At 71.2% G+C, this 14487-nt stretch carries 4 protein-coding genes and 1 pseudogene; 1 reads left to right on the top strand and 4 read right to left on the bottom strand.

The window, feature by feature from the left end; genetic code table 11:
• Window positions 1-3: 3 nt before the first annotated feature.
• A pseudogene (locus J7024_RS21290) lies at window positions 4-9551 on the bottom strand (amino acid adenylation domain-containing protein).
• 274 nt (window positions 9552-9825) lie between these two features.
• Between J7024_RS21290 and J7024_RS21285 the strand changes: the two are divergent.
• The gene (locus J7024_RS21285) at window positions 9826-11571 is read left to right on the top strand and encodes a cyclic peptide export ABC transporter (RefSeq protein ID WP_234745449.1); all 1746 of its coding nucleotides are present in this window, start codon (window positions 9826-9828) and stop codon (window positions 11569-11571) included.
• Window positions 11572-11696: 125 nt separating this feature from the next.
• Here J7024_RS21285 and J7024_RS21280 read toward each other — a convergent pair whose 3' ends face one another.
• The 3 genes from J7024_RS21280 to J7024_RS21270 all read right to left on the bottom strand — a co-directional run.
• Complete coding sequence (locus J7024_RS21280; RefSeq protein WP_175770126.1) at window positions 11697-12728, bottom strand: ABC transporter substrate-binding protein; 1032 nt, start codon at window positions 12726-12728, stop codon at window positions 11697-11699.
• Window positions 12725-13528, bottom strand: a complete 804-nt coding sequence (fhuF, locus tag J7024_RS21275) for a siderophore-iron reductase FhuF (RefSeq protein ID WP_124825740.1) — start codon at window positions 13526-13528, stop codon at window positions 12725-12727. Before fhuF ends, J7024_RS21280 begins: the two co-directional genes overlap by 4 nt.
• A partial coding sequence (locus J7024_RS21270; protein WP_234745447.1) for an iron chelate uptake ABC transporter family permease subunit occupies window positions 13525-14487 on the bottom strand: 963 nt, incomplete at its 5' end. The genes fhuF and J7024_RS21270, both read right to left, overlap by 4 nt.

Genomic DNA, 14487 nt, shown 5'->3' with positions numbered 1-14487 from the left:
TCCTTATTGGGTTTCCAGTTCGCCGAGCAGCGCGTCGATCGCGCTCGCCGCATCGGTCTCGCCTCGCGCCGCGCATGCCGCATCGATCGCGTCCGCGCAGCGTGCGAGCGTGCGGGTGTCGAACAGCGTGCGCAGCGGCAGCGCGAGGCCCCAGTGCAGGTTCGCCTGCGCATGCGCCTGCGTCGCGAGCAGCGAGTGGCCGCCGAGCAGGAAGAAATCGTCGTCGCGGCCGATCGCGTCCACGTGCAGAACGCGCTGCCAGAGCGCCGCGAGGGCGCGCTCGGTGTCGGTGGCGAGTTCGACCGCTGCCGACATTTCACGCACCGGTGCGGGCAGCGCATGGCGGTCGCACTTGCCGTTCGGCGTGACCGGTAACGCGTCGAGCTCGATCAGTTGCGACGGCACCATGTACGCCGGCAGTTGCGCACGCAACGCATCGAGCAGCGCCGCGCGATCGAGCGGGCCCGCGTCGCCACGTGCGATATAAGCGATCAGCTGCTCGTCGCGCACGATCACGACCGCGTCGTGTACGCCCGGCGCCGCGCGCAACAACGCCTCGATTTCGCCCGGCTCGATCCGCTGGCCGCGCAGCTTCACCTGCGTGTCGACGCGGCCGAGGTAGTCGAGCGCGCCGTCGGCGCGACGCCGCGCGAGGTCGCCGGTGCGGTACATGCGCGCGCCCGGCACGAACGGATCGGGCACGAAGCGCTCGGCGGTCAGCCCCGGGCGGCCGAGATAGCCTCGCGCGAGGCCCGCGCCGGCCAGATACAGCTCGCCGGTCGCGCCGGCCGGCACCGGTTGCCATGCCGCGTCGAGCACGTGCAGTTGCAGGTTCGCGATCGGATGGCCGATCGGCACCGCGATCGCATTCGCGTCGTCGGGACCGCACGTCCAGTGCGACACGTCGATCGCGGCTTCCGTCGGCCCGTACAGGTTCACGAGCGTCGCGTTCGGCAGCAGCCGCGCGACCTTCGCGACGAGCTCGGGCGCAAGCGCCTCGCCGCTCGCGACGATCAGGCGCACGCTGTCGCATTGCGCGGCGGCCGCAAAATCGTCGAGATACGCGGCGAATGCGGCGAGCATCGACGGCACGAAGTGCAGCACCGTCACGCCGTGCGCATGGATCGCGGCCGCGAGGCGTGCCGGATCGCGGTGGTCGCCGGGCGCGGCGATCGCGAGCTTCGCGCCGATCGCGAGCGGCCACACGAATTCCCACACCGACACGTCGAAACCGAACGGCGTCTTGTGCAGCACGACGTCATCGCGCGTGAGGCGGTACGCGTGCTGCATCCACGCGATCCGGTTCGCGAGCGCGCCGTGCGTGTTGCCGGCGCCCTTCGGCTTGCCGGTCGAGCCGGAGGTGTAGATCAGGTACGCGAGCTGCGCATCGTCGATGTCGGTTGCGACGCCGGCGGGCATCTCGTCCGGTTCGTCTGCAAGCAGATCGGCCACCGTCAGCAGTTGCGTCGCCGCGCCATCGCCGAGTGCGGCCTCGACCTGCGCGCGCAGATGGGCCTGCGTGATCGCGACGGCCGGACGTGCATCCTGCAGCAGGTACGCGATGCGCTCGGCCGGATAGTCGGGATCGATCGGCAGGTACGCGGCGCCTGCCTTCAGCACGCCGACGAGCGCCGTCACCATGTCGAACGAGCGCTCGACGCACAGCGCGACCGGCGTGTCGGGCCGCACGCCGCGCCGGCGCAATGCAGCGGCGACGCGCGCCGTGCTCAGGTCGAGTTCGCGATAGGTTGCGCGTTGCACACGGCCATGCGAGTCCGCGTATTCGAGTGCGATCGCGTCCGGCGTCGCGCGTGCGGCGTCGGCGAATTGCAGATGCAGCGGCTGGCGCTGCGCGTGCGGCCACGTCTGTGCGGTGTGCTGCGCGCGTACCAGCGCATCGCGTGCCGCATCGTCCGCGATCGACAGCGTGCCGAGCAGCGCGTCCGGCGTGCGGGCCAGCGCGTCGAGCGCGCAGGCGAACGCGCGGTGCCAGGTTTCGACCTGCCGCGCATCGATACGCGCGGTGTCGTAGCCATAGTCGATCGTCAGTTCGGCGCCGCTTTCGATCACGAGTGTCAGCGCGAAATCGGTCGCTTCGATGCTGCGCACGTCGCTCAGCGCGAGTGCGCGCGGATCGGCGTCGCGCGCCGTGTCGTCGACCGGGTAGTTCTCGAACACGACCAGCGTGTCGAACAGTGCGCCGCCGGCGCCGCGCGCCCAGCGCTGGATGTCGGCAAGCGGCGTATGCGCATGCTCGGCAGCGGCTGCGTTGTCGCGTTGCAGCGCCTGCAGCCAGTCGGCCGCGCGCTGTTGCGGCGCGGGTGCCGTGATCACCGGCAGCGTGTTGATGAAAAGGCCGAGCACCGTGTCGACGTCCGCGAGCGCATCGGGACGGCCCGCGACGGTCGCGCCGAACGCAACGGCCGGCTGATGCGTCATGCGCTGCAGCGCGAGCGCCCAGGCGCCCTGCACCAGCGTGTTCACGGTCAGCTTCAGCGCCCGTGCGGTGTGCGCGACACGCGCCAGCGCATCGGCGGCGATCGTCGCACGCCACGTGACCATTTCGGCATCCGCACGGTCGGCCGCGCGCTCGGCGGTCAGCGTCGGCGCGTCGAGGCGCGCGAGCCGTTCGGTCCAGAAGCGTTCGTCCGCGTCGCGGTCGCGCGTGCCGAGCCAGGCGATGAAGTCGCGATAGCGCAGCGCCGGGCGGCTCGCGAACGGCGACACCGCATCGGGGTCGCGATAGTCGCGCAGCACATCCGCGAGCAGGCGCGCGGTGCTCCAGCCGTCGAGCAGCACATGGTGGCGCGTCCACACGACACGCCAGGCGTCGTCGGCCACGCGGATCAGCGTGAGCCGCATCAGCGGCGGCTCGCGCCAGTCGAAGCCGCGGGCGCGGTCGGCCGCGAGCCATGCGTCGAAATCGGCGTCGAACGCGGCGCCGTGCGCGCGCCAGTCGAGCTGTTCGACCGGCATCTGCGCATGGCGATGCACGCATTGCAGCGGCGCCGCTTCGTCGGGCATCACGCTGGTGCGCAGGATGTCGTGGCGCGCGACCGACGCGGCGAACGCGGCCGCGAGCCGGTCGGCGTCGAGCGCTGTCGCGGTCGCGACGAGCTGGTTCACGTAGCTTGCGTGACCGGGCGCGAACAACGCATGGAACAGGATCCCCTGCTGCATCGGCGACAGCGGATAGACATCGTCGATCGTGCGCCAGTCGAGCGGCGCGCGCTCGATCGCGGCCTGCGTGAGGCCGGCCGTCTGCGCGAGCGGGAAATCGCCCGGCGTCGCACCGCCGCCGCGATGCGCGACACGTGCCGCGCAGGCATCGGCAAGCGCGCGCAGTGCGCTCGCGAAGCGTTCGGCGAAAGCATCGATCGTCGCGCGTTCGAATTGCGGTGCGCCGTACACCCAGTGCACCTTGAGCGTGCGGGCGCCGTCGCGATCGGTATCCAGATATGCGTGAATCGCGAGCGTGTTGCCGAGCGGGCCCTGGGGGTCGCGCTCGGTGCCGGTGCCGCCGAAGCGCGGCACGAGCGTCGCATCGCGCGGCGCGTCGAACTGGCCGAGATAGTTGAACGTGACGCGCGGGCGCGGCACGGCGGCCAGCGCCGCGCGCGTCGCCGCATCGCCGTAGTGCGCGAGCACGCCGAAGCCGAGCCCCTTGTTCGGCACCGCGCGCAGCGTGTCCTTGACCGCGCACAACGTGTCGCGTGCGCTCGCGTCGACCGGCAGCGTCACCGGATAGTGGCTCGTCAGCCAGCCGATCGTACGGCTCGCGTCCGCATCGTCGAACAGCGCCTCGCGGCCGTGTCCTTCGAATTCGACGCGGCACGAAGCGGCGCCGTCGGCTTCAGTCAGCGCCAGTGCGAGCGCCGCGCCCAGCAGTTCGATCGTCTGCGTGCGATATGCTGCGTGCGCATCGGTCAGCGCCGCGCGGGTCAATGCCGCGTCGATCGTCTGCACGACGACGGCCGCATCGGCATTCGTCGCCGGTGCGTCGGGATGATCGGGCACGAGGTCGTCGCCCTGCGCCATCCCGGCCCAGTATGCGGTTTCGGCGGCGAACGGCGATGCCGGGTCTGTCGCGGCTCGTGCCAGCCGCGCCGCCCATGCATCCGCACGCAGGCCCGGTTGCGACAGGCGAACCGGCGTGCGCTCGCATGCGGCCCGATAGGCCGAGTCGAGATCGTCGAGCAGGATGCGCCACGACACGCCGTCGACGATCGCATGATGAATCGCCAGATAGAGTTGCGTCGAACCGTCCGGCAGCCGCGCCGCGCATGCGCACGCGAGCGGCCCGCGGCCGAGGTCGAGGCGGCGCTGCAACGCGTCGAAGCGTGCCAGTGCGTCGGTTTCGTCGCGTGCCGAGACTTCGACGAACGGCAGCGCGTCGTGCGGCTTCGCCGCGTCGCTTGCGTGCCAGTTGCCGTTCGCGTCGCGCGCAAAGCGCTGGCGGAACGCGTCGTGATGCGTGAGCAATGCGTCGAATGCGCGTGCGAACGCATCGGCGTCGAACGGGCCGCGCACGTCGAACGCGACCGACTGGTTCCAGTGGCCCGGATGCGGCACGTCGAGTGCGAAGAAGCGCTGCTGTGCCGGTGTCAGGATTGCCGCGGCAGCCGGCGCGGCCAGGACTGGCGTCGGCGTCGCCGCGACCGCCTCCACCGTCTTCGCGATGCGCGCGAGCTCGGCGACCGTCGGGCCGTCGAACAGTTGTTTCGGCGTGAAGCGCACGCCGCGCTTGCGGGCACGTGCGATCACCTGCAGCACGAGGATCGAGTCGCCGCCGAGTTCGAAGAAGTTGTCGTCGCGGCCGACGCTCGGCGCCTTCAGCACCGCTTGCCACACTTCGGCGAGCGCTGTTTCGACCGGGCCCTGCGGCGCGTCGCCCGCGGCGACCGTCACCGGCACGGCGGCCAGCTCGCGCAGCGCGGCGCGATCGATCTTGCCGTTCGCGGTGACCGGCAGGCGCGCGAGCGCGACGAACTGCGCGGGCACCATGTAGTCGGGCAGCGTCGCGCCGAGTGCCGCGCGCACGGCGGCTTCGTCGAATGCCGCGCCGTCGCGCATCACGACGAACGTCGCGAGCCGCAGGCGGCCGTCGTACTCGATCGCGAGCGTTTCGGCCTGCGCGATCGGGCCGGCCGCGCGTACGGCCGCGCTCACTTCGCCCGGTTCGACGCGATAGCCGCGAATTTTCACCTGGTCGTCGATACGCCCGAGGAAGGCGATCCGTTCACGCCCGGCCCGCCCAGATACAACTCGCCCGTCGCGCCTGCCGGCACGCATGCGCCGAACGCATCGAGCACCAGCGCGCGCGCATTCGGCAGTGGTGCGCCGAGCGGCACGCCGCTCGCGGGATCGCGCGCGTCGACGGCGATCGATGCGGTGTCGCACGCGATCGCGCCGACCGTCGCTTCGGTCGGCCCGTAATGGTTGATCACGCGGCAGGCCGGCGCGAGCGCGGCGAGACGCGCGACGAGCGCCCACGTCAGCGTTTCGCCGCCGGTCACGAGCGCGTGGCGCGGCAGCACGTCGGCCGGCGCGCGCGCGTCGAGCAGCGCCTGCAGGTGGCTCGGCACGATCTTCAGCACGCCGACGTCGCGGCGGCGCATTTCGTCGGCGAACAGGTCCGGGTCGAATGCGCACGCGGCCGGCAGCAGGTGCAGCGTGCGGCCCGCGCACAGCGCGCCGAACAGCGTCGTATGGCCGAGGTCGGCCGCGACGGTCGATACCATCGCGAACGACGCGTCCGGTGCGAACGCGAGTTCGTCGAGCATGCCCTGCACATAGTCGGCGAGTGCGCCGTGCGACACGACAACACCCTTCGGCGTGCCGGTCGAGCCCGACGTATAGATCAGATAGGCGCCCTGTTCGGGATGCGGCGCGACACGTACGCCGGCCGCATGGGCGAGCGTCGCGTCCTGCGCGAGCGTATCGACGTCGAGCGGTTGCGTGTCGGTGCCGGCCGGCCAGGCGGCCGCGTCCGCGACGAGCGCCCAGCGCGCGCCGCAATCGGCGGCGGCGGCGGCCAGTCGCGCGGCCGGCTGCGCCGGATCGAGCAGCACGGCCAGCGCACCGGCTTTCAGCGCACCGAGCAGACCGACGACGAAGCGGGCCGAACGTTCGACGCAGACGATCACGGACGCCTCGGCCGTTACGCCGCGCAGTTTCAGTGCGTGCGCGATCCGGTTTGACGCGTCGTCGAGTTCGGCGAACGTCAGCGCTGCCGATGCATCGGCGAGCGCAACGCGATGCGGATAGGCAGCCGCCTGCCGCGCGAACGCGGCAACGATGTCCGCATGCTCGACACGCAGTGCCCGGCCGTCACGCGGCTGGCGCGACACCGGCGACGCATCGCACGGCAATGCGGCCGTCGTGCGTTGCGGTTCATGTGCGGCGGCCGCGACCAGCGCTGCATAGCTGTCGAGCCATGCGCGTGCGGTATCCGTATCGATGCAGTCGGTCGCGTATGCGGCGACCAGTTCGATGCCGTTCGCGTCGTCGGTGAAATCCAGCGCGAAGTCGAAGCGCGCGGCAAGATCGGGGCCCGGCGTCGCCACGGCGGTCGCGCCCGGCAGCACGCTGTCGTGACGCGCATCGAACTGCTGCGCGAATTTCACGCGCAGCCATTCGTCGCCGCGCTTGACGGGCGGCTTCACCGCGTCGACGACGCGCTCGAACGGCACGTCCTGATGCGCGACCGCATCGAGCGCCGCCGCACGTGCGGCGTCGACGAGCGCGCGGAACGGCTGCGTCGGCGCCACGCGTACGCGCATCGCCACGGTATTCAGGAACAGTCCGAGCAGCGCGCGGGTTTCCGGACGCTGGCGATGCGCGACCGGCACCGCGACGACCACGTCCGTCTCGCCGGTCACGCGCGCCAGCCATGCGTCGAGCGCGGCCAGCAGCACCGTGAAGACCGTGGCCTGCGCATCGCGTGCAAGGCGCCGCACGTCGGCTGCAACCGCGTCGGGCAGGCGTACCGACGCACGCGCGCCCTGCAGCGTGCGCGTCGCGCCCGGCTGACGGTCGACCGGCAGCGCGAGCGGGCCCGGCACGTCGCGCAGCGCGCCGCGCCAGTAGTCGAGCTGTCGTTCGCCCTCGCCGCCGGCAAGCATGTCGCGCTGCCAGTCCGCATAGTCCGCGTACTGGATCGGCAGCCCGGGCAACGACGGTTCGCGACCTTGCGCATACGCACGGTACGCGGCCGACAGTTCGTCGAACGCGCAGCGCGAGCTCCAGCCGTCGGTGATCGCGTGGTGTGCAGTCAGCAGCAGCCGGTGGCGATCGTCGGCGAGCACGAGAAGCGTCGCGCGCAGCAGCGGCCCGCCCGACAGATCGAACGGCGCACCCGCATCGTGTTCAGCCACGTGCGCGGCTTGCGCATCGCGCGCAGCCGGCGGTTGTGCGCGCAGGTCCAGCGTGGCGATCGCAACCGGCAAGTGTGCGTGGATACGCTGCATCACGATGCCGTCGTCGCTGTCGACGAGCGTCGTGCGCCATGCCTCGTGCCGTCCGATCACGTGATCGAGCGCGCGCTGCAGCGCGTCGCGGTCGAGCACGCCGTCGATCGTCCAGTGTGCGGCGATGTGATATGCGGCGCTTGCATCGCGCGTCTGGGCGAGCACCCAGAAACGTTGCTGTGCGAGCGATGCGGCGCGATCGACGTACGGCGCGGCCGATGCAGCCACGACGGCGGCGCTGCGACGCGCGGAGATCGCGGCCAGCGGCTCGCCTGTCTCGCGTTCCGCGCGATCGACGTGCGCGGCCAGATCGGCGAGCGACGGATCGGCGAACAGCGTGTCGAGGCGCAGGTTCACGCGCAATGCAGCACGAATCGCGGCCTGAAGCTGCATCGCGGCCAGCGAATCGGCGCCGAGCGCGAAGAAGCGATCAGCGCGCGACGGAATGACGTCGAGAGCCAGCAGCGTCTGCCAGACACCGGCGATCTGCTGCTCGGTCGGCGTGTGCGGCGCGTCACCCTCGCGTTGCGCCGTATCGCGGGCGGCGGCAATGCGCTCGCGCAGCGCGGCCCGGTCGATCTTGCCGTTCAGCGTATACGGCAGCGCGTCGCACCGGACGAACCGGTGCGGTTGCCACGCCGCGGGCAATTGCGCGCCCACGTGCGCCTTCAGCAGCGCATCGTCGGCGGCCGCGCGCAGCGCGACGCACGCGATCAGCCGCGTCGGCCCGTTGCCGGTTTCGGCGATCACCGCTGCATCGGCAACAGCCGGATGCGTGCGCAGGCATGCGGCGATTTCCGCAGGCTCTACACGCACGCCGCGCACCTGGACCTGATCGTCGAGCCGGCCGAGGTAGTCGAATGCGCCGTCGCCCCGCAAGCGCGCGAGGTCGCCGGTGCGATAGATGCGCGCGCCCGGCTCGCCATCCGCGTCGGGAATGAAGCGCTCGGCCGTCAACGCCGGACGACCGTGATAGCCGCGCGCAAGACACACGCCGCCGAGCAGCAATTCGCCGCCCTCGCGCGCTTCGTCGCCGTCGATACGCGCGACGCGCGGGCCGATCACGCGACCGATCGGCAGCGACGCATACACATCGTCCGCCGCGAGCACCGGCGTTTCGCCCGGCTCGACCGGCCACAGCATCGGCGAGATCACGGCCTCGGTCGGCCCGTAACCGTTGATCAGGCGCACCGACGGGAACATCCGGCGCACGAATTCGAACGCCTGCTGCGGCAGCGCCTCGCCGCCGAACGCGAGCACGCGCAATGCCGGCGGCACGCCGTCGCGCGCGGCCACGGCCGCGAATTCGCGCAGATACGCCGGCGGGAACGCGGCGACGTTGACCGACTCGCGCACCATCAGCGCATGCGCGGCGTCCGGCGCGAACGGCTGCGGCGGCGCAATCGTCACGCTGGCGCCGACCGCGAGCGGCGCGAGCCAGCATTCGTGCGCGGCGTCGAAATTGACCGACGCGAAATGCAGCAGGCAGTCGTCGCGCTCGATCGGCAGCGCGGCCGCAAGCGCGTCGCAATGCGCGGCGAGCGGCCCGTGCTCGACGACGACCGCCTTCGGCGTGCCGGTCGAACCCGAGGTATAGATCATGTAGGCGGCCGAGCGCGGATGCACCGGCGTGTCGTCGTGGTCGTCATCGCCGAAGGCTGCGGCCTGCGCGCGATCGGCCGCCACGGCCGCCGCATCGAACGCATGCTCGAACGGCATGCCGAGCGCCACGCGGCCGGCCGCGTCGACGATGCCGTGCCGCAATTGCGCATCCCTGACGATCCAGTCGAGGCGCGCGGCCGGATGGCGCGGATCGAGCGGCACGAACACGCCGCCCGCCTTCAGCACGGCCAGCAACGCGACGAACAGATCGCACGAGCGCTCGACGCACACGCCGACCCGCACTTCCGCGCCCACGCCCGCCGCACGCAATTGCCGGGCAAGCTGCGACGCGCGCGCGTCGAGCACGCCGCGCGACAGGCGCAGATCGTTCTGGAAAGGTGCGGCGAGCGCGGGCGCGTCGGGCGCGACGCGCGCCAGTTCGCGGATTCGGTGATGCAGCGCAGTCGGGAAACTCGTCATGTGCGTGAAGTCCTTCGGTCCGGCCGCTTCGGCCAAGTCTCGGGGCCGCTTTGGGCGGCTTCACTGGTGTGACGAACGACGCGGCCGATTTTTTACCGTTTTGCGTGCAAATCGCGCACGGGGCGGCTTTCTGGAAGGAACGACTAAATATTTGCGTGTCCCGTTCGTCTATCAGGGAGGAAAGCCGCAACCGGGCTCGTGCTCGCGCGCTGCTTTCGCGTCAGTTTTTCCGTTTCCGCATGTTTCGCCTGCCCTCTTATTACCGACGTTGCCGATGACAGCCGCCCACGAGCCTTCTTCCCCGCCGTCCCTCGACGCCTCCCCCGCCCGCCCCGCGGCGCGCCTGATCCTCGCGCTGCTGCGCGAAAGCCGCGCATCACTCGCGCTTGCGCTCGTCGCCTGCGTGCTCAACGGCGTCGCGAGCGCGCTGCTCGTCGCGACGCTGAACCGCGCGCTCGCGCAGCCCGGCGCGGCCGATGCGTCGCTCGCGTGGCGCTTCGCGCTATGCGCGGTGATCGCCCTCGTCACGCGCATCGTGTCGGGCACGCTGTTCGCGCGGCTGTCGCAGGACACGATGGCGCGGCTGCGCGTGCACCTCGCGCGGCGCGTCGGCGCGGCCGAGCTGCGCGACATCGAGCGGATCGGCGCCGCCCCCGTGCAGTCGGTGCTGACCGACGACGCGACCAACGTGTCGATGCTGTTCTTCGCGCTGCCGAACCTGGTGATGCACGGCTCGATCGTGTTCGGCTGCCTCGGCTACCTCGCATGGCTGTCTTGGCCCGTTTGCCTGCTGGCGCTCACCGCGATCGTCGCGGGCTCGCTCGGCTACCACACCGGCGACCGTCGCGCGATCGCGTCGCTCGAAGCGGCCGGCCAGGCGCAGGACCGCCTGTTCGGCTATCTCGGCTCGCTGTTCTCCGGGGCGAAGGAGCTGAAGCTGCATGACGCGCGCGCGCGCCAGTTCGTCGACGGCCAGCTCGGCGCCGCGATCGGCGAGGTGCGCGATCACCGCCGCCGCGCGTTCAGCGCGTATGCGGTCGGGGTCGGCTGGATCATCTTCCTGTTCTACGTGTTCCTCGGTGCGGCCGCGTTCTGGCCGCAGCTCGGCGTACATGCCGATGCCGGCACCGCGGCCGGCTACGTCGTCGTGTTCCTGTTCATGCTGGTGCCGCTCGACGGGCTGCTGAACAACCTGCCGACCGTCAACGCGGCGCGCGTGTCGCTCGGCCGGATCGAAGGCGTGATGGCCGAATTCGGCGCGCTGCGCACGGTGCCGCCCGCCAGCGACGCCCCCGACGTGCCGCCGGCCGGCGCGGTCACGCTGCGCGGCGTCACGCATGCGTATTTCCACGAGCGCGACGAACGGATGTTCCGGATCGGGCCGATCAACCTGACGATCCAGCCGGGCGAACTGGTGTTCATCGTCGGCGGCAACGGCAGCGGCAAGACGACGCTCGCGAAGGTGCTGACGGGGCTTTACGAGCCCGAGGAAGGCGCGATCGAGGTCGACGGCCGCCCGATCGGCTGGCGCGAGCGTGCCGCGTACCGGCAGCGCTTCAGCGCGGTGTTCAACGATTTCCACCTGTTCGATGCGCTGCTCGGCATCGTCGATCCGGACGATCCGGAGCGTGCGCAGGCCGATGCGCGCGCGAACGCCCTCGTCGCGAAGCTCGCGCTCGACCACAAGGTGAAGGTCGTCGACGGCGCGTTCTCGAACCGTGCGCTGTCGACCGGCCAGCGCAAGCGGCTCGCGCTGGTTGTCGCGTATCTGGAAGACCGGCCGTTCTACCTGTTCGACGAATGGGCGGCCGACCAGGATCCGTCGTTCAAGGCCGTGTTCTACGAGCAACTGTTGCCCGAACTGCGCGCGCGCGGCAAGGCCGTGATCGTGATCACGCACGACGACCGCTATTTCGGTCTCGCCGACCGGTTGCTGAAGCTCGACAACGGGCAGATCGTCAGCGATACGACACCTGCGCGCTCGCGTGCGCAGAATGGTGTCGACGCGTTGAGCGCGTAAGCAAGAGGTTTATCGCCCGCGCGCCGTGATTGCGGTGCGCGGGCGGTGTGCCGGTTCGTCCGGCACGACGAGGCACCACCTTCCCGTCAAACCGCTGCTCCGCCCGCTGGCGTTCAATCACGCATTCAGCGCACGGCCGGCAGCTTCAGCATCGTATCGGTCATCACGTCAGCCAGCTTCAGCGCCGACATCGGGCCGCCGAATCCCCAGATGTTGCGCTCGATCAGTGCGATCCGGCGGTCACGCAACGCAGGCACGAAACGCCACACCGGCGAATCGAGCTTCGCCGACAGCGGCACGTCCATCCCCGTCGCGGTGACGAACAGCACGGCCAGGTCGCGCTGCCTGAGCAGGTCGGCGGACGTCACGTACAGCGTGCCTTCGCGAGTCGGCTTGCGCGGCCACGGTTCGAGCCCGAGCGCGCGCGCGAGGCCCGCCGACGTGCTGTTGCCCGTATAGGCCCAGTAACGGTCGGGCAACCCGAGATCCTGCAGCAATGCGATGCGTTCGCCGCTGCGCCCCGCCGCCTTGAGCCGCGACGCATTGCGCACGAGGCCCGCGTCGAGTCGCGCGTCGACCGCCTGCGCACGCGCATCGCGGCCGGTCACGGCGCCGATCGTCCGGAAAATCCGCCGCATCCAGTCGAGCTGCGTGACGGGCACGCCGTCTTCCGACACGTTCGGGCTGAACTGGAACAGGATCGTCGGCGCGATCCGGTCGAGCGCGTCGAAGATCGGCGCATGGCGGAAACCGACGCCGATGATCAGATCGGGCTTCACCGCGGCGATCGCCTCGAGCCCCGGCTCCTGTCGCGAGCCGATGTCGGTCACGTGCGCGAGCCGGTCGCTCTCGTAGCCGAGCCAGCCCGGATAGAACGCGGTATCGGCCATGCCGACCGGCACGATGTCGAGCGCGATCACGCTTTCCGCGAACATGAAGTCGAGTGCGACCACGCGTTGCGGGCGCACGGGCATCGTCTTGCTTGCCTGCGACACGACCGGATTGCCGGCGAGCGAAGAGCGACCCGGTTGCGATGCCGTGCCGCGCGCATCATCCGCGGCGGCGGCTGCGTGCTGCGGTGCGACGAACGCGCCGCAGCACGCAGCGCCTAGCGCGGCCAGCGCACCGAGCGCATGACGGCGGCCGGCGTGCTTCACCGGATCGCGTCCTGCCCAGCCAGCGCCGAGTCGTCCATCGTCAGTAGCAGGGGGCAGCTTCCACACAGTTGCGTTTCTCCAGGAATTTCATAGCGCAGGCAGCACACGCGGCGCGCGCGAAACGGCGTCGGCAGCAGCGACGAGCGCGGCACGGCATCGCGCACCGGCAGACGCAGCGGATTCGGCTCGCCGTGCACGCAGGCCGCGCCGAACAGCCAGTCGGCATCGCGCACCGGGTCCGCGCGGCACGGCAGCGACCGGTACGTGTCGAGCAGATAGTCGAGCAGGTTGCCCGCGTTGCTCCATAGCACGCGCGGCGTGACGCGGCCCATCGCCGCCAGCAGGTCGATCACCGCGCCGAGGTGCGCGACGAGACCCGCGTAACGCAATGCGGGTTCGTCGCACGGCGCGCCGAGCGCGTCCCGCGGGAAATACAGCGCGGCCGGCATCCCGTCGTCGAGCGCGACGAACGTGTGCTCCGGCGCCATGTCGAGCGGCCGGCCGAGCGTCAGCGCGGCAATTACACCGGCGGGCGCGGCACGCCCGAAGTAGTACTTGCTCCATTGCGACATCAGCGCACGCGCATGTCGGGCCGGGTCGCCGCCATAGTGACGGACCATCGCGTCGAGCACCGCCTCGCGATGCTCGGGCAACGCGCTGACGGGCACGACGATGCGCCCCGGCGGCGCATGGGCGTCATCGGGCATCCCGAGCCACACGACGTCGAGATGCCCGGCGAACGCCGCAGGCGCGAACGCCGAGAACCGCGTGGCGCGCGTGCCGTCGAGCGCCGGCGTCATCGGCCCGCGCGCCGGGCGCGGCGCCCCTCGAGAATCAGCAGTCCGAGCAGATACGGTGCGCCGATCAGCGCGGTCAGCACGCCGGCCGGCACTTCGCGCGGCGCGACCACCGTGCGAGCCGCCAGATCGGCGAAGCCGAGAATCAGCGCACCGCATGCCGCCGCGAGCCACAGGCGCGTGCGGTGCCGGCGTGCGCCGAGCATCGTCGCGACGTGCGGCGCCATCAGCCCGATGAAACCGACCGGACCGACGGCCGCGACGGCCGCACACGCGGCGAGCGTGGCGATCGTCAGCGCGAGCGGCCGCAGCGCGGCGACCGGCAGGCCGAGCGCGGCCGCCTGGTCGTCGCCGAGCGCGAGCATGTCGAGGGGCCGGGCGAGCCATGCGAAGACGGGCACCGCCAGCACGCACCACGGCAGCAGCATCGACACCTCGCCCCAGCTGCGGCCATAGGTGCCGCCGACGAGCCAGACGACGAAGCGCGCGGGCTGCACGCTTTGCTGCGTGATCAGCCACTGCGCGAGCGTGGTCCACAGCGCGCCGATCGCGATGCCGGTCAGCGCGACGGCCAGCGGCGCATAACGATGCCGGTGATTCAGCGCAAGCGTGATCGCGAGCGACAAGCCGCCGCCGATCAGCGCGGCCGCGGCGAGCGTCACGTGCCCCACCAACGGCCACGTCGACAAGGCGAACAACGTGACGAGCCCCGCGCCCTGCGTGACGCCGAGCACTTCGGGGCCGGCGAGCGGGTTGCGCACGACGCTCTGCATCGCGACGCCGCTCACGGCGAGCAGCGCACCCGCGAGAAGCGCGCACAGCAACCTCGGCATGCGCAGGTCGATGAGCATCCGCGCGACGGCATCGTGGCCCGACAGCGCGGCGGACCAGCGCGCGGGCGACAGCCATTCGGGGCCGGCCGACACGCCGACGAACACCGCGAGCGCGGCGTGCGCGGCGAA

The sequence above is a fragment of the Burkholderia sp. WTPI3 genome (genome assembly GCF_021483755.1).
Classification (GTDB): Bacteria; Pseudomonadota; Gammaproteobacteria; order Burkholderiales; family Burkholderiaceae; genus Burkholderia.
The sequence above is the reverse complement of the archived record's forward strand: the minus strand, read 5'-3'. Positions and strand labels throughout refer to the sequence as shown.